The sequence below is a fragment of the Janthinobacterium sp. SUN120 genome, from assembly GCF_030397735.1.
In the GTDB taxonomy this organism is placed as follows: domain Bacteria; phylum Pseudomonadota; class Gammaproteobacteria; order Burkholderiales; family Burkholderiaceae_D; genus Janthinobacterium; species Janthinobacterium kumbetense.
Genome location: NZ_JAPUBW010000002.1, coordinates 1,732,023 through 1,750,247, shown reverse-complemented (window position 1 = coordinate 1,750,247; position 18,225 = coordinate 1,732,023). Strand labels below are relative to the sequence as shown.

General features: G+C 64.0%; 17 protein-coding genes. 6 read left to right on the top strand and 11 right to left on the bottom strand.

The window, feature by feature from the left end; genetic code table 11:
• Nucleotides 1–20: 20 nt before the first annotated feature.
• The 4 genes from nagZ to O0879_RS17580 all read right to left on the bottom strand — a co-directional run bounded on the left by nagZ (nt 21) and on the right by O0879_RS17580 (nt 5,526).
• Nucleotides 21–1,562 (bottom strand): beta-N-acetylhexosaminidase, encoded by a 1,542-nt coding sequence (nagZ, locus tag O0879_RS17595; protein ID WP_289917762.1) that lies wholly within the window; start codon nt 1,560–1,562, stop codon nt 21–23.
• A gap of 181 nt (nt 1,563–1,743) precedes the next feature.
• The gene (locus O0879_RS17590; RefSeq protein WP_289917760.1) at nt 1,744–3,354 is read right to left on the bottom strand and encodes an FMN-binding glutamate synthase family protein; all 1,611 of its coding nucleotides are present in this window, start codon (nt 3,352–3,354) and stop codon (nt 1,744–1,746) included.
• Nucleotides 3,355–3,458: 104 nt separating this feature from the next.
• Complete coding sequence (locus tag O0879_RS17585; protein ID WP_289917758.1) at nt 3,459–4,472, bottom strand: M48 family metallopeptidase; 1,014 nt, start codon at nt 4,470–4,472, stop codon at nt 3,459–3,461.
• Between the two features lies 1 nt (nt 4,473).
• Nucleotides 4,474–5,526: a YjgN family protein gene (locus tag O0879_RS17580; RefSeq protein WP_289917756.1), complete on the bottom strand. Its 1,053-nt coding sequence runs from the start codon at nt 5,524–5,526 to the stop codon at nt 4,474–4,476.
• A gap of 163 nt (nt 5,527–5,689) precedes the next feature.
• On the opposite strand from O0879_RS17580, the gene O0879_RS17575 reads away from it, so the two are divergent.
• From O0879_RS17575 to O0879_RS17565, 3 genes are all read left to right on the top strand, one after another.
• Nucleotides 5,690–6,361, top strand: a complete 672-nt coding sequence (locus tag O0879_RS17575; RefSeq protein ID WP_099666242.1) for a glutathione S-transferase — start codon at nt 5,690–5,692, stop codon at nt 6,359–6,361.
• A gap of 71 nt (nt 6,362–6,432) precedes the next feature.
• Nucleotides 6,433–7,206 carry a 5'-3' exonuclease H3TH domain-containing protein gene (locus tag O0879_RS17570; protein WP_034778849.1) on the top strand — a complete coding sequence of 258 codons (774 nt, stop codon included), beginning with the start codon at nt 6,433–6,435 and terminating at the stop codon, nt 7,204–7,206.
• A gap of 50 nt (nt 7,207–7,256) precedes the next feature.
• Complete coding sequence (locus O0879_RS17565; RefSeq protein ID WP_034779039.1) at nt 7,257–7,664, top strand: response regulator; 408 nt, start codon at nt 7,257–7,259, stop codon at nt 7,662–7,664.
• Here the strand turns inward: O0879_RS17565 and mnmA are convergent.
• Complete coding sequence (gene mnmA / locus O0879_RS17560) at nt 7,661–8,782, bottom strand: tRNA 2-thiouridine(34) synthase MnmA (RefSeq protein ID WP_099666243.1); 1,122 nt, start codon at nt 8,780–8,782, stop codon at nt 7,661–7,663. The two genes, O0879_RS17565 and mnmA, sit on opposite strands and share 4 nt — an antisense overlap.
• Before the next feature lie 30 nt (nt 8,783–8,812).
• Nucleotides 8,813–9,292 carry an NUDIX hydrolase gene (locus O0879_RS17555; RefSeq protein WP_010401817.1) on the bottom strand — a complete coding sequence of 160 codons (480 nt, stop codon included), beginning with the start codon at nt 9,290–9,292 and terminating at the stop codon, nt 8,813–8,815.
• Nucleotides 9,293–9,704: 412 nt separating this feature from the next.
• Here O0879_RS17555 and O0879_RS17550 point away from each other — a divergent pair, with 412 nt between their 5' ends.
• Genes O0879_RS17550 through O0879_RS17540 form a run of 3 tightly spaced genes read left to right on the top strand, consistent with a single transcriptional unit; the run spans nt 9,705 to nt 12,633 of the window.
• Entirely contained in the window at nt 9,705–10,817 is a 1,113-nt protein-coding gene (locus tag O0879_RS17550; RefSeq protein WP_099666244.1) for a Re/Si-specific NAD(P)(+) transhydrogenase subunit alpha, read from the top strand.
• A 38-nt stretch (nt 10,818–10,855) separates the two neighbouring features.
• On the top strand, nt 10,856–11,170 hold the full coding sequence (locus O0879_RS17545; RefSeq protein ID WP_034778841.1) for an NAD(P) transhydrogenase subunit alpha: 315 nt from the start codon (nt 10,856–10,858) through the stop codon (nt 11,168–11,170).
• Nucleotides 11,171–11,178: 8 nt separating this feature from the next.
• On the top strand, nt 11,179–12,633 hold the full coding sequence (locus tag O0879_RS17540) for an NAD(P)(+) transhydrogenase (Re/Si-specific) subunit beta (protein ID WP_099666245.1): 1,455 nt from the start codon (nt 11,179–11,181) through the stop codon (nt 12,631–12,633).
• 45 nt (nt 12,634–12,678) lie between these two features.
• Here O0879_RS17540 and O0879_RS17535 read toward each other — a convergent pair whose 3' ends face one another.
• The 5 genes from O0879_RS17535 to O0879_RS17515 form a co-directional block, all read right to left on the bottom strand.
• Nucleotides 12,679–13,632, bottom strand: a complete 954-nt coding sequence (locus O0879_RS17535; protein WP_077408800.1) for a sensor domain-containing diguanylate cyclase — start codon at nt 13,630–13,632, stop codon at nt 12,679–12,681.
• Between the two features lie 115 nt (nt 13,633–13,747).
• Nucleotides 13,748–14,890 (bottom strand): FAD-dependent monooxygenase, encoded by a 1,143-nt coding sequence (locus O0879_RS17530; RefSeq protein ID WP_289917748.1) that lies wholly within the window; start codon nt 14,888–14,890, stop codon nt 13,748–13,750.
• 9 nt (nt 14,891–14,899) lie between these two features.
• Nucleotides 14,900–16,222 (bottom strand): Xaa-Pro aminopeptidase, encoded by a 1,323-nt coding sequence (gene pepP / locus O0879_RS17525; protein WP_289917900.1) that lies wholly within the window; start codon nt 16,220–16,222, stop codon nt 14,900–14,902.
• Nucleotides 16,222–16,941: an N-acetylmuramate alpha-1-phosphate uridylyltransferase MurU gene (gene murU, locus O0879_RS17520; RefSeq protein WP_099666249.1), complete on the bottom strand. Its 720-nt coding sequence runs from the start codon at nt 16,939–16,941 to the stop codon at nt 16,222–16,224. Before murU ends, pepP begins: the two co-directional genes overlap by 1 nt.
• A 198-nt stretch (nt 16,942–17,139) precedes the next feature.
• Nucleotides 17,140–18,207 carry a phosphotransferase gene (locus O0879_RS17515; RefSeq protein ID WP_099666250.1) on the bottom strand — a complete coding sequence of 356 codons (1,068 nt, stop codon included), beginning with the start codon at nt 18,205–18,207 and terminating at the stop codon, nt 17,140–17,142.
• Nucleotides 18,208–18,225: the final 18 nt, after the last annotated feature.

Sequence of the window (18,225 nt, the reverse complement as noted above, 5' to 3'; positions counted from 1 at the left end):
GTGCAGGAGGGGGCGTGGCTTTACGCCTTGCCCGCCAGTTTTTCCACCACGGGCACCAGCGCGGCCGGGCGGCAGCCGAAGGCGGCCAGGCGGCCTTGCGCATTCGGCGCCAGGTCCAGGTCATACGGCAGGCGGCCCGCCACCAGCCACAGTTTATCCTGCGGCAGGGCGTCGACGAGGCGTCGCTGGCCGTCGACGAACATGGCGTTATACGTTTGCAGCACGATCTGCTGCGCGCCTTGCGCAAAGGCGATGGCCGCATTGACTTCGTCGTCCAGCGCCTCGGCCGACAAGGCGTACTCGCGCACGTCCAGGCCCGCTTCGAGCAGCGCCGGCAGCATCGAGCTGCGCGCTTCCTTGTTGCGGCCCAGCGCCACTTCGTCGATTTCGCTGCGCGAACGCACTTCCACCGTCAGCAGGGTCACGGGCAGGCCCGCGTCGAGCGGGCGGTAGTCGCCCTGCACGCGCAATGCCGCTTTTTGCAGCAGCTGCGACAGGGCCATGGCGGCCGGCTGCATCAGCGCCGGCGGGGTGAGCGGGCGCGCGCGCCAGTCGCGCACGGCGCGGTTGCGCTTGAGTTCAGCCACGCGGGCACAAGCGGCGTCGATGCGGGAGAGCGCGATGTCGCCGCGCTGCACGGCGGCGATGACGGCGTCGATGGCGGCCGTCTGCTGTGCTTCGCGGTGCGAAATGAGGACGATGTCGGCGCCTGCCTGCAAGGTAGCGATGGCGCCCTGGGCGATGCCGATGCCGTCGGCAATGGCCGCCATTTCCAGGCAGTCGGTGATGACGACGCCCTTGTAACCCATTTCACCGCGCAGCAGGTCCGTCAGCACGCCTTTCGACAGGGTGGCCGGCACGCTGGTGTCGGACTCGAAGGCGGGGAAGACCACGTGCGCCGTCATGATGGCGTCCACGCCGCCGGCAATGGCCGCGCGGAAGGGCGCCAGTTCCACGGCGCGCAGGCGTTCCTTGTCGTGCGGGACCAGGGCCATGGCGTAATGCGTGTCGATGGCCGTGTCGCCGTGGCCGGGGAAATGCTTGGCGGTGACGGCCATGCCGCTGGCGCGCTGGCCGCGCATGGCCGCCATGCCGTAGTCGATGACGGTGGCGGCATCCTCGCCATACGCGCGCACGCCGATGACGGGGTTGTTGCGGTTGTTGTTTACGTCCAGCACGGGGGCGAGCAGCAGGTTGATGCCCACCTGGCGCATTTCATCGCCGCTGATCTGGTTCATGCGTTCGCAATCGTCGATGGAGCCGGCCGCCTGGAAAGCCATCGCGGCGGGAATCGGCGTGACGCCCTGCTCGATGCGCATCACCATGCCGCCTTCCTGGTCGATGGAGATCAGCAGCGGAATGTCGGATACTTCCGCGTTGATTTCCTGCAGTTCGCGGCACAGGGCGGACACTTGCGCGGGCGTGTGCACGTTGCGGCGGAACAGGATCACGCCGCCCACCTTCTTGTCGCGTATCAAGGTCTTGATATGCTCGTCCGCCTGCAGGGCGTCGAAGCCCACCATGAATAGCTGTCCTACTTTCTCGCGCAAACCCTGCTCCATGCTGCAACTCCTCCGGTATTCATTCTGATGACGACAAGTCCGTATTGTGGCCCGCGGCGGCGCAATGGAGCGCTCACCGGAAAGCTGCCTTGGTTTTGACCTTATTTTGGTATTGTATTGGATTTGGGTTTTTGCGCAAGTGGTTATTAAGTGGTATTGCTCCACTTGCGCAAAGCCGGGTTCAATCCAGGCGCTGGAACGATGCCGATTGCGCCTTGGGCCAGTACAGGCCGAACACGGGCGGCAGCTGCGGCAGCTGGCTCGGGTCGAGCAGCTGGCCCGCTTCGAGGAAGGGCAGCAGGGCCGAGGCCAGTTTCACCTGGTTCGGCGAGATGCGCCGCACCAGGTGGTGCGGGCGCAGTTCCTGCGGATGCGCCAGGCCGGCGGCGGCGATCAGTTCGGCCAGCGCCTTCATGGTGTTCTGGTGGAAGTGCGCCACGCGGGAGATCTTGTCCGACACCACCAGCGCACGCTGGCGCTGCGGGTCTTGCGTGGCCACGCCCGTGGGGCAGCGGTCCGTATGGCAGCTTTGCGATTGGATGCAGCCCAGGGCGAACATGAAGCCGCGCGCCGAATTGCACCAGTCGGCGCCCAGCGCCAGCAGGCGGGCGATGTCGAAGGCCGTGATGATCTTGCCCGAGCAGCCGATCTTGATCCTGTCGCGCAGGTTGGCGCCCACCAGCGTGTTATGCACGAGCACCAGCGCTTCCTGCAGCGGCGTGCCCACGTGGTCCGTGAATTCCAGGGGCGCGGCGCCCGTGCCCCCTTCGCTGCCGTCGACAACGATGAAGTCGGGCGTGATGCCCGTTTCCAGCATGGCTTTGACGATGGCGAAGAATTCCCACGGGTGGCCGATGGCGAGCTTGAAGCCTGTCGGCTTGCCACCGGAGAGCGTGCGCAGGCGGTCGATGAAGTGCAGCATTTCCAGCGGCGTGGAAAAGGCGCTGTGCGCGGCCGGCGAGATGCAATCCTCGCCCACCATCACGCCGCGCGTGGTGGCGATCTCGATCGTCACTTTCGGCCCCGGCAGCACGCCGCCGTGGCCCGGCTTGGCGCCCTGCGACATCTTCAGCTCGATCATTTTCACCTGCTCGGAGCTGGCGTTGGCGATGAAGCGTTCCTCGGAAAACGTGCCGTCCTGGTTGCGGCAGCCGAAGTAGCCGGAGCCGATTTCCCACACCAGGTCGCCGCCGTTTTCGCGGTGGTAGGGGCTGATGCTGCCTTCGCCCGTGTCGTGCATGAAGCCGCCGCTGCGCGCGCCGCCGTTCAGGGCCAGGATGGCGTTGGCCGACAGGGCGCCAAAGCTCATCGCCGAGATGTTGAAGACGCTGGCCGAATACGGTTTGGCGCGCGGGCAGTCCGGATGGTTGCCGATGTCGATGCGGAAGTCGTGGCCCGTCACCTTGGCGGGGGCGATGGAATGGTTGATCCATTCATAGCCAGCTTCGTACACGTCGAGCTGGGTGCCGAACGGGCGCTTGTCCGTCTGTTCCTTGGCGCGCTGGTAGACGATGCTGCGCTGGCTGCGCGAGAACGGCGTCGCCTCGCTGTCGCTTTCCAGGAAATACTGGCGGATTTCGGGGCGGATGCTCTCAAAAAAGAAGCGGAAATGCGCGAGGATGGGGTAATTGCGGCGCAGGGCGCGCTTCGTTTGCAGCAGGTCGCTGATGCCGACCAGGGTCAGCGCGCCGGCCAGCACGGGCAGCCAGTAGTGATCGTAGTAGAACAGGGACAGGACAAAGATGGCTGCCGTCGCAATGAAGGTCAGGTAGCGAAATGGTACTAGGTGCATGGGCACTCCGGTGAAGTCAGACTGATAACTGATGAGTCTACCTTCGATTCGCGGAACGTGCTGGCTGGAAAGAACGCGGCGCCCGCCGGACGCCGCGTGGGTGCTTAGGGTTGTGCAGCGCGGATGCGCTCGACCCGTTCGGTGCTGGCCGGATGGCTCGACAGGTACGGCGTGCCGTGGTCCAGCTTGCCCAGGGCGACAAACACTTGCGCCAGGTGTTCCAGCGGGATGCCGTTCTGGCGCAGCATGGCGATCGCGTAGTCGTCCGCATCGCGTTCGACATCGCGCGAATACTTCAAGTCCAGCAGCAGCGGCGGCAGGGTCGCCACCACCGTCGACACGTCGCCGAACAACAGCGCGGCGCCGGCACCCACGGCCGAGGTCTGGATGATGCGCCGCGTCAGGTGGCGCTGCTGCAAATGTCCCAGCTCATGCGCCAGCACGCCCATGATGGCCTGGTCGTCCGGCAGCAGTTCGATCATTTCGTCGGTCAGCACGATGTCGCCGGACGGCAGGGCAAACGCGTTCGGGCCGATCTTGCTCTTGCGAAACACGATGCGGTGCTCGGGCGTGCTGTCGCCGGGCGTGGCCAGGCGGGCGAACTGGGCGCGCAAGGCTTGCTGGCGCGCGCCATCGAGCTGGCTGGGCGCGAATACATGGCGGTCCAGCATGTCGAGCACGCCCTGGCCCAGCTGCCGTTCGACCGACTGCGGCAGGGCATACGCGATACCCTTGGCCGCCAGCGGCAGCAGGTATTGATAGCTGAGCCACAGGGCCACGATGGTGGCCACCGTAGCCAGCAGGGCGCCGCGCCAGCTTTGCTGCAGCCGCACCACCCAGCCGTCGCGGTGGCCCGTGTCGTGCAGCAGGCTGTTGAAGGCCGCCTGGTCGGCGATTTCCAGGTAGGCGCCGTCGGCAAAGCTGACCTTGCGGACGGCGTGGCTGCTGCGTTCGGACACGTGCAGCTCGCCCAGCGGGCAGCTGCGCTCGATGTCGCCGGCCAGCACGGCCTGGCCATCGCGCACGCTGAGCGTGACGTGGTACAGGCGCGAGGTCTGGCCGTCGAAATAGCGCGCGGGCACGGGGGCCGCGCCCGGCGCGTGGTGATCGAGCGTCATGCTACAGCGACAGGTCGAAGTCCAGCAGGTCGACCACGCCTTCGCCCGTGGCCGATACTTGCTGGCCCGTGGCGGCGACAAATTCGTCCAGGCTGCCGTGCACCAGCATGGACGTCGCTTCCAGGCGGTACTTCAGCCAGCGCACGTGGGCGAATGGCGTGAACAGGCCCAGGGTGACGACGATGCCCAGCAGGTTGCTCAGCATGACGAAGGTGGTGCGGCCCCACGTCAACTGCGACTGGAACTGGTGCTGCTGCAGGCGCGTGTGGTTCCAGATCAGGTTCTGGATCATGGTCAGGAACAGCGGCAGCACGGTGAACGCCCACAGGTACAGGGCGCCGATGGCAAACAGCAGGCTGCCAACCTTGGTCTTGTCATTCGCATTGGCCGCAAACGAGGCGAACACGCTGCCGAAGACGACGAAAATCAGGACCAGCAAGCCGCCCAGCAGCAGGGCGAAGAACAGCAAATAGGTCTTGTAGAAGCTGCCGACCGTGGCGTCAAAGCTGAAATGGGTGGCGCCGAAACGGCTTTGCGTGTGCTGGAAGCGCTTCAGGCGCTGGTGCAGGAAAGGCGTCATCAGGCCGCCCGTGAAGGTATTCAGGATGGGCAGCCACAGGAAGTACTTGTAGGCTTCCCTGGCGCTGCCGCCAAAGCCGAAGCGGATGCCGCGGTAGCTGGTGTTGTACAGCTTGAATTGCAGGCTTTTCCAGACCAGCCAGGGCAGGATGGCGGCCAGCAGCACGAACATCAGCAAGCCCACGATGGGCGAGACCTGGAAGGCGATGTTGTAGCCGGCGATCAGCACCACGGCGGCGATGCGGCCTTTCAGGATGGCGACGGCGTTGCCGTGGTATTCGAAGCTGCCGCCCGCCAGGTGGGTGCTCGAATAAAAGTAGCGGTTACGGCGCACCTTGGCCCAGGCGGAATAAATGCCCAGGGTGACGATGCTCAGCAGCAGGTTGACGATCCAGATACGGAAGTATTCGCTGCCGGTGGCACTGAAGGTGATGGCTTCTTGTCGGGGAGTAGTGTTGTTTGCGTCGAAATCCACAGGGGTTTCCTTACTTATTGGAAACAAAACAAGATAAGGGATTATTGAAAAGTTATCAATTGAAAATACTGTTTTTCGCAATATTTTCGTCGATTCGCTTGCGCTGACCCGATCCGGCCATCCCCGGCTATACTGGAACTCAACCATTGTTACCGGGAAAACCATGATCGTCGTCCACCATCTGAACAATTCGCGCTCGCAGCGCGTGCTCTGGCTGCTCGAGGAACTGGGCCTCGACTACGAGGTCAAGCGCTACCAGCGCGACCCGAAGACCATGCTGGCACCCGCTTCGCTGAAGGCCGTGCATCCGCTGGGCAAGTCGCCCGTGATCACGGATGGCGCCAACACCATCGCCGAATCGGGCGCCATCATCGACTACTTGGTCGAGCGCTACGGCAATGGCCGATTGATCCCGGCGGCGGGCACGCCGGACAAGCTGCGCTGGACCTACTGGCTGCATTTCGCGGAAGGCTCGGCCATGCCGCCGCTGCTGCTGAAGCTGGTGTTCGACAAGGTCGAGTCGTCGCCGATGCCGTTTTTCGTCAAACCCATCGCGCGCGGCATCGCCAGCAAGGTCAAGAGCAGCTTCATCATGCCCAATATCAACAGCCAGCTGGCCTATATGGAAGCGGAGCTGGAAAAAACCAAATGGTTTGCCGGCAATGAATTCACGGCGGCCGACATCCAGATGAGCTTTCCGCTGGAAGCGGCAGCCATGCGCGGCGGACTCGACGAGCGCCTGCCGAAGCTGACGGCCTTTCTGCAGCGCATCCATGCGCGCCCGGCCTACCAGCGCGCGCTGGAAAAAGGTGGGCCCTACGATTTCGTCAAATAAGCGGCATTCAAGGCCGATATGCGGGGAACCATACGGTAAAATGCCCGATTCAACCAGTATCCACTTACCGCATGGCCAGACTCCTCGCTATCGACGGCTTGAATATCGTACGCCGCGTCTACGAAGCCAGTCCTGAACCCGATTCCGACCTGAAGGCGGAGATCGCGCTGCGCCATGCGCTGTCGTCGTTCCGCACCCTCATCAACGACCACGAGCCGACGCACATCCTGCCGGCCTTCGACTTTGGCGGCCCCACCTGGCGCCACGCCCTGTATGCCGGTTACCGCGAGGGGCGCCAGCCCATGCCGCAGGTGCTGCGCGACGCCTTGCCCGGCTTCTATGCCACGCTGGCCAGCTTCGGCATGCACGTGGTCAGCATTCCCGAGGTCGAGGCCGATGACGTGATCGGCACGGCCGTCATGCGCTGGCTGCACGAGGGGCGCGGCGCGGCCGTCATCGCCACCACCGACAAGGATTTGCACGGCTTGATCGCCCATGGCGCGCTCGTGTGGGACCATTTCAAGGGCGTCTGGCACGACCACGCCTGGGTCGAGAAAAAGTTCGGCGTGCCGCCGGAACTGCTGCCCGACCTGCTGGCGCTGATGGGCGACGTCACCGACAGCATCCCCGGCGTGTCGAAGATCGGCCTGAAGACGGGCGCGAAACTGTTGCGCGCCTACGGCAATATCGATGCCGTGATGGCCGGCGCGGGCATTTTGCCGGGCGCGCTGGGCGAAAGCCTGCGAAAAGAGCGGGAAATACTGTATCTTTCAAGAAAGTTAGTGGCGCTGAAAACGGATGTCACGTTAGGCGTGACCTGGAACAAGCTCGTGTGGGAAAAATAGAGCTCTTTTGGCCAGAACACGGAATAAATCAAGCAAGGAAAGTAATCATGATGTTAAAGACAGTCCTGATCGATAGCAGCGCCGTGGCGCGCGGCCTGCTGAACACGGTCCTGACCGATGGCGGCTACGATGTCTGCGGGCAGACGCATACCAGCGCGCTGGGGCTGGCGCTGCTGGTCAAGCACCATCCGCATTTCGTGTGCATCGCGCGCGAGCAGGTGGAAGACGGGAGCAATGTGGTGCAGACCATCCGCGCCCAGTATCCGAAGACGCTTATTTTCATGGTCTCGGGCGGCATCGACGCCGCCTCGCTGCAGGCGGCCCACGCCATGGGCGTGTCGGGCTTCATCGTGAAACCGTTCATGGCCGACACGGTCCTGAAAACCGTGCGCAATACCGTCATTGCCATGGTGCGCAAGCAGCAGGCACTCGCTGCCGCCGCGCAAGGCAATTCCTAGACGCCGCTCAGGCCTGTGGCGCTGGCGATGATGCCGCCGCCGAGGCACACGTCGCCGTCATACAGCACGGCCGACTGGCCCGGCGTGACGGCCCATTGCGCCTGGTCAAACGCCAGGCTGAAGTGTTCATTCCCGTCCGGCAGCAGCTGGCAAGCCACGTCGGCCTGGCGGTAGCGCGTCTTGGCGCTCAAGGCGCCCGCCTGCGGCGCGCTGCCTGCCACCCAGCTGGCCTGGTCGGCCGTCAAGGATGGCGACAGCAGCCACGGGTGGTCATGGCCCTGCACCACCCACAGGGTGTTGTTGGCGATATCCTTGCGCGCCACATACCAGGCGTCGCTGCTGCCGTCCGCGTTCTGGTACGACTTCACGCCGCCAATGCCGATGCCCTTGCGCTGGCCCAGGGTATAAAAACTCAGTCCCACGTGTTCGCCCACGGTCTTGCCGTCGGCCGTCTTCATGGGACCGGGCTTGTAGGACAGGTAGCGGTTCAAGAATTCGCGGAACGGGCGTTCGCCGATGAAGCAGATGCCCGTCGAATCCTTCTTTTGCGCGTTCGGCAGGGCCAGTTTCTCGGCGATCTGGCGCACTTGCGTCTTCGGGATTTCACCGAGCGGGAACAAGGTCTTGGATAGCTGCGCCTGATTTAACCGGTGCAGGAAGTAGCTTTGATCCTTGCTGGCGTCGACAGCTTTCAGCAGCTCGTAGCGGCCCGCATCGGTGGGCGCCTGGCGCACGCGCGCATAGTGGCCGGTGGCGATCAGGTCGGCGCCCAGGGTCATGGCGTGGTCGAGGAAGGCCTTGAACTTGATTTCGGCGTTGCACAGCACGTCCGGGTTCGGCGTGCGGCCGGCCTGGTATTCGCGCAAAAAATCGGCGAACACGCGGTCCTTGTATTCGGAGGCGAAATTGACGGCTTCGATATCGACGCCGATGACGTCGGCCACGCTGGCCGCGTCGATCCAGTCCTGGCGCGTGGAGCAGTATTCCGAATCGTCGTCATCTTCCCAGTTTTTCATGAACAGGCCGATGACTTCATAGCCTTGTTCCTTCAGCATCCATGCCGCGACCGAGGAATCGACCCCGCCCGACATGCCGATAACGACTTTCTTCTTGCTCATCTTGCTTTCCAGTTACTTTTAATAATATTGCTATGCGCTATTGAAAACGGACGCATGCGTGTGCAGCAGGGCCAGCGGCGCGCGCCGGCCAGCCAGGTATTCGTCCACGCACTGCAGCACCAGCGGGCTGCGGTGGCGTTCCTGGCACGCCGCCAGCTCGTCGCGCGTCATCCACAGGGTGCGGATGATGCCTTCGTCCAGCGGGCGGTCATGCTCGGCGCCGGCCGTGCCGCAAAAGGTGAAGCGCAAATAGGTCACGTCCTCGCCCGTGCGCAGTGACTGATAGCGCGACATGTACATGCCGACCAGTGCCGTGGGGATGAAATCGTAGGCCGCTTCTTCCAGCGTTTCGCGGATCACCGCCTGTTCCAGCGACTCGAACGGGTCGAGGTGACCGGCCGGCTGGTTGAGCTTGATGCCTTCGCTGGTCTCTTCTTCAATCAGTAAAAACAGGCCGTCGCGCTCGACGATGGCGGCAACGGTGACAGAGGGTTTCCAGATTCTCGGCATGATTCCATCCTTGAAAGAGCCGACATTTTATCTTGTTCTGCGCGCGCGGTTTGAACCCGGCCTTCTGTTGCGCGGACATATTGATAAATGACAACGTTTTAGCAAATAGCGGTGGGAGGTACTTACGTCTTTCCCGGGGAGCGCACTAGCATGGGGGCTTAGTCGCCAAGATGGCAGGAAACGCCCGCTAATATAGGCTTTCCCTGTGGCCAAAACAAGCGCGCACGCACGCTCGACTGTGGTGAGATTGACACACCTTTCCCACAATATGGGCGCCGCGCCGCATGGTGAAACGAATCGTGGGATGCTGGTGAAATTAGTGTCGTACGACTAAAAGTTGCTGGTTCACAAACGTTTAACGCGCTGCTTTCCGTGTTAGATTCTAGTCAGTTTATCAATTAGCGGAGGCATCATGAGGATAGGCATACCGGCCGAAACACGGCCTGGTGAAACACGGGTGGCAGCAACGCCCGAGACAGTCAAGAAGCTGGCAGCCAAACATCAGATCGTCGTGCAATCGGGAGCGGGCCTGCAAGCGTCGATTCCCGACGACGCGTATGCCGCCGCCGGCGCGCAGATCGGCACCGCCCAGGAAGCCTATGGCTGCGCCATCGTGCTCAAGGTGCGCGCGCCCGATGCCGATGAACGGGCCCTGATGGCCAGCGGCACGGTACTGATCGGCATGTTGAACCCGTTTGACGCGGACAATATCGTCGCCATGGCCACGGCCGGCCTGTCCGCCTTCGCGCTGGAAGCCGTGCCGCGCATCACGCGCGCGCAGTCGATGGACGTGCTGTCGTCGCAGGCGAACATCGCCGGCTACAAGGCCGTGCTGGTGGCGGCCAACACTTACCAGCGCTTCATGCCGATGCTGATGACGGCGGCCGGCACCGTCAAGGCGGCCCGCGTGCTGATCATGGGCGTGGGCGTGGCAGGGCTGCAGGCGATCGCCACGGCCAAGCGCCTGGGCGCCGTCATCGAGGCGTCCGACGTGCGCCCGCCCGTCAAGGAACAAGTGGAGTCGCTGGGCGCCAAGTTCCTCGACGTGCCTTTCCTCACGGATGAAGAAAAAGAGATCGCCAAGGGTTCGGGCGGCTATGCGCGCGCCATGCCGGCCGACTGGATGCGCCGCCAGGCCGAACTGGTGCATGAACGGGCGAAACTGGCCGACATCATCATCACCACGGCACTGATTCCCGGCCGCGCCGCGCCCGTGCTCATTTCCGAAGAAACGGTGAAAGCCATGAAACCCGGTTCCGTCATCGTCGACCTGGCCGTGGAGCAGGGCGGCAATTGCCCGCTCTCGGAACTGGGTAAGACGGTGCTCAAGCACGGCGTCTACATCGTGGGCGAACCGAATCTGGCGACCCTGGTGGCGGCCGACGCTTCGGCCCTGTATGCGCGCAACGTGCTGGACTTCTTGAAGCTCATCATCGACAAGGACGATCAGTTGCTGATCGACCGCGAGGATGAAATCATCAAGGCCAGCCTGGTGTGTGCGGGCAGCGAAATCTTACGTAAATAAGTTACAAAAACAACGCGGCACCGGGAGAGAACCACATCATGGAAATCAGTCACACCATCATTAACCTGATCATCTTCGTGCTGGCCATTTATGTCGGCTACCACGTCGTCTGGACCGTCACGCCGGCGCTGCATACGCCGCTGATGGCCGTCACCAATGCCATTTCCGCCATCATCATCGTCGGCGCCATGCTGGCGGCCGGCCTGACGCAAGGCCCGCTGGCGCAGGCGGCCGGCACCCTGGCCGTGGCCCTGGCCGCCGTCAACGTGTTTGGCGGCTTCCTCGTCACGCAGCGCATGCTCGAGATGTTCCGTAAAAAAGAACCGAAAGCCAAGCAAGGAGCAAAAGAATGAGTCATGCCATGAGCTTCGTCACCCTGAACCTGGTGACGATGATGTACCTGATCGCCTCGGTGTGCTTCATCCAGGCCTTGAAAGGCCTGTCGTCGCCCTCGACGGCGCGCCGCGGCAATGCCTTCGGCATGAGCGGCATGGCCATTGCCGCCGTCACCACCGTGGCGCTGATCCTGAAACTGAAGGAGCAGCAAGCGGGCGGCATGGGCCTGACCCTCGTCATCATCGGCATCGTCACGGGCGGCGCCATCGGCGCCTACCTGGCGAAAACCGTGGAAATGACGAAGATGCCGGAACTGGTGGCGGCCATGCATTCGCTGATCGGCCTGGCGGCTGTGTGCATCGCCGTGGCGGCCGTGTCGGAACCGTGGGCCTTCAATATCGCCAAACAGGGCGAGGCGCTGCCCATCGGTAACCGCTTCGAGCTGTTCATCGGCACCTTTGTCGGCGCCATCACCTTCTCCGGTTCGGTGATCGCCTTCGGCAAGCTGTCGGGCAAATACAAGTTTCGCCTGTTCCAGGGCGCGCCCGTCAGCTTCAAGGGCCAGCACATGCTCAACCTGGTGCTGGCGCTGGTGATGATCGCGCTGGGCCTGGTGTTCTGCTTTGCCGACGGCGCCGAGCCGGCCTGGACGCCGTTCATCGTCATGGCCGTCATCGCCTTTGCGCTGGGCGTGCTGATCATCATCCCCATCGGCGGCGCCGACATGCCGGTGGTCGTGTCCATGCTCAACAGCTACTCGGGCTGGGCCGCGGCCGGCATCGGTTTTTCGCTGAATAACTCGATGCTGATCATCGCCGGTTCGCTCGTCGGCTCGTCCGGTGCGATCCTGTCGTACATCATGTGCAAGGCCATGAACCGCTCGTTCTTCAACGTCATCCTCGGCGGCTTCGGCGGCGATGCGCCGGCCGCCGGCGTGGCGGGCGCGCAGGAACAGCGTCCCGTGAAATCCGGTTCGGCCGACGACGCCGCCTTCATCATGGGCAATGCGGAAACCGTCATCATCGTGCCCGGCTACGGCCTGGCCGTGGCGCGCGCGCAGCACTCGCTGAAAGAGCTGGTGGAAAAGCTCACGCACAAGGGTGTCACCGTCAAGTATGCGATCCACCCCGTGGCGGGGCGCATGCCGGGCCACATGAACGTGCTGCTGGCCGAGGCGGAAGTGCCGTACGACCAGGTCTTCGAGATGGAAGACATCAACGGCGAATTCGGCCAGACGGACGTGGTGCTGGTGCTGGGCGCGAACGACGTGGTCAACCCGGCGGCGAAAGACCCGAAATCGTCGATCGCCGGCATGCCGATCCTGGAAGCCTACAAGGCCAAGAGCATCATCGTCAACAAGCGTTCGATGGCGTCCGGCTATGCGGGCCTGGACAACGATTTGTTCTATCAGGCGAACACGATGATGGTGTTCGGCGACGCCAAGAAGGTGATCGAGGATATGGTGAAGGCAATCGAGTAAAGTCTCCCGGTGCAGGAGGAGCGGCCCGCCTTGCGCGGGCCGTTTTTATTGGCCGGCCGCTGCCGCGACGACCTGGTTGCGTCCCTGGTGCTTGGCGACATACAGGGCCTTGTCGGCATCCGACATGGCCGCATCCAGACTGGCGCCTTGCACCAGCGGCGCCACGCCGATACTGATGGTGACGTGCAGCGGGGAACCGTCGGGCAGCACGGTGACCGCCGCCGCCACGGCTGCGCGGATGCGTTCGGCCACCTGGTGTGCCTGCTGCAGGCTGGCGTCGGGGAACAGCAGGCCGAACTCCTCGCCGCCGAGGCGCGCCGCCACGTCGGTGATGCGTCCCGTGTCGCGCAGCGCCTGCGCCACCGTGCGCAGCACGGCGTCGCCCACGGCATGGCCATAGCGGTCGTTGATCTTCTTGAAGTGGTCGAGGTCGGCCACGCCCACGCTCAGGGCGGCACCGCTGCGCGCCGCGCGCGCCATCGCCTGTTCGGCTTGCGCTTCATAGGCGCGCCGGTTCGGCAGCGACGTCAGCGCATCGTGCAGCGCCTGCTGTTCCAGCTGCGCCAGCAGGCTGGCGTTTTTCGCCGCCAGTTCGCGCCGTTCGCGCACGTCGAGCAAGAAGGCGCCGAAATAGCGCATGCCGTCGACCACGCCCAGGTCCATCGCCTTCATTTCGATGGGGATCATTTGCGTGTCGCGGTGGCGGATGGCGAATTCGCGTATCTTGCCCAGCACGCTGGAGGTGCGCGAGCTGCGGATGTAATTGAGCACGTGGTTGTCGTGCTGCGCGCCGACGGCGTCGGGCAGCAGGCCGTTCAGGGTCTGGCCCAGCAATTCCCCGCTGGCATAGCCCGACAGCGTTTGCATGGCGCCATTGATATAGCGGATGCGGCATTGCTCGTCGATGATGATGACGGCGTCGAGGGCGTCTTCCAGCAGGCGGGAAAAGAGGACTTCGGGAAGAGCGGCAGGCGGTGCTGCGGGCAATGCATCTGTCATGGAACGGTCGCCAAAAGCCAGGTGACAGCCATTGTCGCATCCGCGGGCCGTTTACTCCATGCCGGATCGCCCGCCTGTTTCTTTTTCGCCCGTGCCCTTTCCTTATTGCTAAGACTTAGCGGCGGCCGTACATCATCAGCTCGGCCAGCGTCTTGCGCGCAGGGGGAAATGCGTCCAGCAGGCCCAGCGACAGGCCCAGCAAGCCTTGCGTGGGTGCGCTGCCCGTGAAGATGCGCGCCATGGTGTCGGTGACGCGCACGGTCAGCCCCCGGTCGGCCTGGCGCAGGCTGGCGTAGCGTTCCAGCCCGGCCGGGCTGCTGTCCTGCGCCAGCACGCGGGCCAGCACGGCGGCGTCGCGCAAGCCAAGATTCAGGCCTTGTCCCGCCACCGGATGCAGGGTTTGCGCCGCATTGCCGATGGCGACCGTGCGCGCCGTGCCGCCCGCCTGGGCGTTCAGGCCCAGCGGATAGGCCAGGCGCGGCGTCGTGTGGGTAAACCGCCCCAGGCGGCTGCCGAAGGCGGCGCCCAGGCGCGCCAGGAAGGTTACCTCGTCGAGCGCCAGCAACTGTTCCGCGCGCGTGGGCGGCACGCACCAGACCAGCGCGTAGCCGTCGTCCTGCGGCAGCAGGGCCAGCGGCCCTTCATCAGTGAAGCGCTCGTACGCGCGGTGGGCGACGGGATCGCTGGTACGCACGTGGGCAATGATGGCGCTTTGACCATAATCGCGGCTGACGGCGCGTTCCGGCTGCTGGCCGAACAGGCCGCCCTCGGCCTGCACCAGCAGGCTGGCGCGCAAGCTCGAGGCGGCGCCCTCCTGTTCCAGCTGCACGCTGACGCCATCGGCGTCTTCCACGCTGCCCGTCACCAGGGCCGGGCGCAAACTGGCCACGCCCAGGCGTTCGCACACGTCGGCCAGCGCGCTGACGACGGCGCCGTAACGGGCCACATAGCCGAGCGCCTCGACGCCATGCTCGCCGCGGTCCATCAGGCTGCGCCCGAACTTGCCGCGCCGCGAAACGTGAATCTGGTGAATCGGGGTCGCCGCCACGGGCCAGGCGCCCGCTTCCTCGAGAATCTGGCGGCTGCCGTGCGACAGGGCGATGGTGCGCGGATCGCGCCTGGCTTGGTCGAGGGATTTGGCGTCGAGCAGGGCGATGCCGGCGGCGCAGCTGCCGCGCTGCACCAGCAGGGCGGCCAGCGCCATGCCGACGGGGCCGGCGCCGCAGATGGCGAGATCGAAAGTGGACGGTGTATGCATGCGGCGGCGTTAATCCTGTGACATCAGTTGTTCGATTTCAGCGACACCCTTGGGCGCCGTGCTGAAGACTTCATGGCCTTGCGGCGTGACCAGCACATCGTCTTCGATGCGGATGCCGGTATGCCAGAACTCCTCCGGCACGTCCGCGCCGGGGCGCACATAGATGCCCGGTTCCACCGTCAGCACCATGCCCGGTGCCAAAGCGCGCCATGGCTTGCCGGGCGCGTCCGTGTCGCGGTAGGCGCCCACGTCGTGCACGTCCATGCCCAGCCAGTGGCTGGTGCCGTGCATGTAGAAGGGCATATAAGCCTTGTCGGCGATGACGTCCTGCGCGCTGCCGCTTTTCTGCCGGTCCAGCAAACCCAGGTCCAGCATGCCTTGCGCCAGTACCTGCACGGCCGCCTCGTGGATGGCGCTGTGCGGCAAGCCGGGGCGCACCATGTCCAGCGACGCCTGTTGCGCGGCCAGCACCAGTTCATACAGGGCCCGCTGCGGGCCGCTGAAACGGCCGTTGACGGGCCAGGTGCGCGTGATGTCGGAGGCGTAGCCATCGAGTTCGCAGCCGGCGTCGATCAGTACCAGCTGGCCGTCCTGTAATACCGCGTTGTTGGCGCTGTAATGCAGGATGCAGGCGTTGTCGCCGCCGGCCACGATGGAGGAATACGCGGGGAATTGCGCGCCGCTGCGCCGGAATTCGTACAGCAGCTCCGCTTCCAGCGCGTATTCGTGCATGCCGGGCCGTGTGGCGCGCATGGCGCGCGCGTGGGCCGCGCTGGAAATGGCGGCCGCGCGGCGCATCAACTGCTGTTCCTGCGTGTCTTTCAGCAGGCGCATGGTGTCGAGCATGCCATGGATGTCATGCGCGATGGCGGGCGCCGTGACGCCGCTGCGGGCCTTTTGCCGCACGTTGTGCCGCCAGACCTTGACCTGCGCATCGAGGCTGCCGCCCAGCGCATAGTAGATGGCGGGGACGTCGGCCAGCAGGCGCGTCATTTCCACGTCGAGTTCCTCGATGGGGAAGGCGGCGTCGAAGCCGAAGCTGGCGCGCGCCGCCTCGGGGCCGTGGCGGAAACCGTCCCAGATTTCACGCTCCGTATTCTTGGCGCGGCAAAACAGGATGGTGCGCGCCGGCGCCGTGGCGCTGGCGGCCACCAGGGCCACGGCGCTGTCGGGCTCCGTAAAGCCGCTCAGGTAATAGAAATAGCTGTCATGGCGGTACGGATAATCGCAATCGCTGTTGCGCGGCACTTCGGGCGCCGTGGCAAGGATGGCCACGCTGCCCGGCAGCATCTGCGCCAGCAGCGCCGCGCGCCGTGCCGCGTAGTTGGCCATCATGTTGCGCTGGCCTTGGCCGTGACGCCGTTGAGGGCGTCGAGCTGCGCCGGCGTGCCCACATTCGTCCATTCGCCCGGATAGACTTCGCCGCCCACGCGGCCCTGGTCCGCGTACTGGCGCAGCAAATCGCCCAGTTTGGCGTGGCTGCCGGGCGCGATGCCGTCGAACATCTCGGGACGGTACACGCCGATGTTGGCGAAGGTCCACTTGGTATCGTCCGTATTGTTGATCGCGAACAAGGTCAGGCCGAAGTCGCCTGTGGGATGGAAGTCGGGATTGGGCACCAGGTACGTCCAGGCGATGTCGCGCTGGTCGGCCGGATACGGCGTGCCCAGCACGTCCTTGTCGGCCAGCACATCGAGTACTTGCTTGAAATCAAAGTAGGGGCAATAGATGTCGCCGGAAATGGCGAGGAATGGCTCCTCGCCCAGCAGGTGGCGCGCCTGGGCGATGCCGCCCGCCGTTTCCAGCGGCGTGCTCTCGGGCGAATACGCGATGCGCGCGCCATACGCGCTGCCGTCGCCCAGGGTTTCCTCGATCAGGTGGCCCAGGTGGGAATGGTTGATGACGATGTCCGTGATGCCGGCGCGCACCAGGTTCAGCACATGCCAGACGATCAGTGGACGGCCGCGCACTTTCAGCAGCGGTTTGGGGCAGGTATCGGTAAGCGGACGCATCCGTTCACCGCGGCCTGCGGCAAAGATCATGGCTTTCATGGGTAGGACTCGTTTTCTGTTTTGTTCGGTAATTGTTGCGTGGCGTGAGCCGCACAATAAGTTAATTCTGCAGTAGCGACACCTGACAAAACCGTAGCGAGCGGCAGTGCTTTGTGGCCGAGAAGCGCAACCGTACTGTAGTACGGTGAGCATCGCCGGCCGCAAAGCGCGACGCGCAGTAGGTTTTGGCGGGTGTCATCAGAAGGTATAGCCGACTTGCGGCGTCTTATTCTCCAGGGCATCGAGCAGACGCACCAGCGGCTTGAGTTCCGTATAGCGGTTGGCCGTCTTGCGCACGTAGTCGAGTACGGTTGGCAGGTCGCCCATGTACAGATCCTTGCCGTCGCGGTAATTCAGGCGCGCGAACAGGCCGAGGATTTTCAAATGGCGCTGCAGGGCCGTGAATTCGAAATCGCGGTAGAAGGCGTCGATGTCGGGATTGACTGGCAAGCCCAGCTGCTTGGCGCGCTGCCAGTAGCGGATCACCCAGTCGAGCACCAGTTCTTCGTCCCACTGGAGATACGCATCGCGCAGCAGCGAGGCGATGTCGTAGGTGACGGGGCCGAAGACGGCGTCCTGGAAATCGAGAATGCCGGGATTGGGAATCGAGCCATCGTTGATGTGCATCAAATTGCGCGAATGGTAGTCGCGGTGCATGAAAACTTGCTGCTGCGACAAGATATTCGCCGTGATGGCTTCGAAGACCTTGTCCAGCTGGGTTTGTTGTACATCCGTCAAGGTGGCGCCCAGGTGCTTGCCGATGAACCATTCCGGGAACAAATTCATTTCGCGCAGGATGAAGGCGCGGTCGAATTCGGGCAAGACGTCCGGCTGGCTGGCCAGCTGGATTTTCATCAGCGACTCGAGCGCTTCCGCGTACAGCACGCTGGCATTGTCGTGGTTCAGGGCGTCGAGGTAGGTGGTCGTGCCCAGGTCGGAGAGCAGCAGGAAGCCATTGTCCAGGTCTTGCGCAATGATCTCGGGCACGGACACGCCGGCGCCTTTTAGCAAGCCGGCCACCTTGACGAAGGCGGGCACGTTTTCGCGCTCGGGCGGCGCATCCATGGCAATCAATGTACTTCCTGGCAATGTTGTATTGCCTGGCAGCACATCGAGACGGTAGTAGCGGCGGAAGCTCGCATCGCTGGAAGCGGGGCGGGCGGAATCGGGCGCAACGAGGTTCAGCGGGGCCAACCAGGCTTTCAACAGGGTCAGGCGAGCGTCGGCGGAGGCCGGCGCGGCAGGGGAATTGGGGGAGAATGACATTAAGCGGCCTGTGGAATC

Coding starts and splice junctions, on each gene's coding strand:
- O0879_RS17575 (WP_099666242.1), top strand. CDS start 5,690: ATGATCGTCGTCCACCATCTGAACAATTCGCGCTCGCAGCGCGTGCTC.
- O0879_RS17515 (WP_099666250.1), bottom strand. CDS start 18,207: ATGTCATTCTCCCCCAATTCCCCTGCCGCGCCGGCCTCCGCCGACGCT.
- murU (WP_099666249.1), bottom strand. CDS start 16,941: ATGAAAGCCATGATCTTTGCCGCAGGCCGCGGTGAACGGATGCGTCCG.
- O0879_RS17530 (WP_289917748.1), bottom strand. CDS start 14,890: ATGCATACACCGTCCACTTTCGATCTCGCCATCTGCGGCGCCGGCCCC.
- O0879_RS17545 (WP_034778841.1), top strand. CDS start 10,856: ATGGAAATCAGTCACACCATCATTAACCTGATCATCTTCGTGCTGGCC.
- O0879_RS17550 (WP_099666244.1), top strand. CDS start 9,705: ATGAGGATAGGCATACCGGCCGAAACACGGCCTGGTGAAACACGGGTG.
- O0879_RS17555 (WP_010401817.1), bottom strand. CDS start 9,292: ATGCCGAGAATCTGGAAACCCTCTGTCACCGTTGCCGCCATCGTCGAG.
- O0879_RS17590 (WP_289917760.1), bottom strand. CDS start 3,354: ATGCACCTAGTACCATTTCGCTACCTGACCTTCATTGCGACGGCAGCC.
- nagZ (WP_289917762.1), bottom strand. CDS start 1,562: ATGGAGCAGGGTTTGCGCGAGAAAGTAGGACAGCTATTCATGGTGGGC.
- O0879_RS17585 (WP_289917758.1), bottom strand. CDS start 4,472: ATGACGCTCGATCACCACGCGCCGGGCGCGGCCCCCGTGCCCGCGCGC.
- pepP (WP_289917900.1), bottom strand. CDS start 16,222: ATGGCCAACTACGCGGCACGGCGCGCGGCGCTGCTGGCGCAGATGCTG.
- O0879_RS17535 (WP_077408800.1), bottom strand. CDS start 13,632: ATGACAGATGCATTGCCCGCAGCACCGCCTGCCGCTCTTCCCGAAGTC.
- O0879_RS17565 (WP_034779039.1), top strand. CDS start 7,257: ATGTTAAAGACAGTCCTGATCGATAGCAGCGCCGTGGCGCGCGGCCTG.
- O0879_RS17540 (WP_099666245.1), top strand. CDS start 11,179: ATGAGCTTCGTCACCCTGAACCTGGTGACGATGATGTACCTGATCGCC.
- O0879_RS17570 (WP_034778849.1), top strand. CDS start 6,433: ATGGCCAGACTCCTCGCTATCGACGGCTTGAATATCGTACGCCGCGTC.
- mnmA (WP_099666243.1), bottom strand. CDS start 8,782: ATGAGCAAGAAGAAAGTCGTTATCGGCATGTCGGGCGGGGTCGATTCC.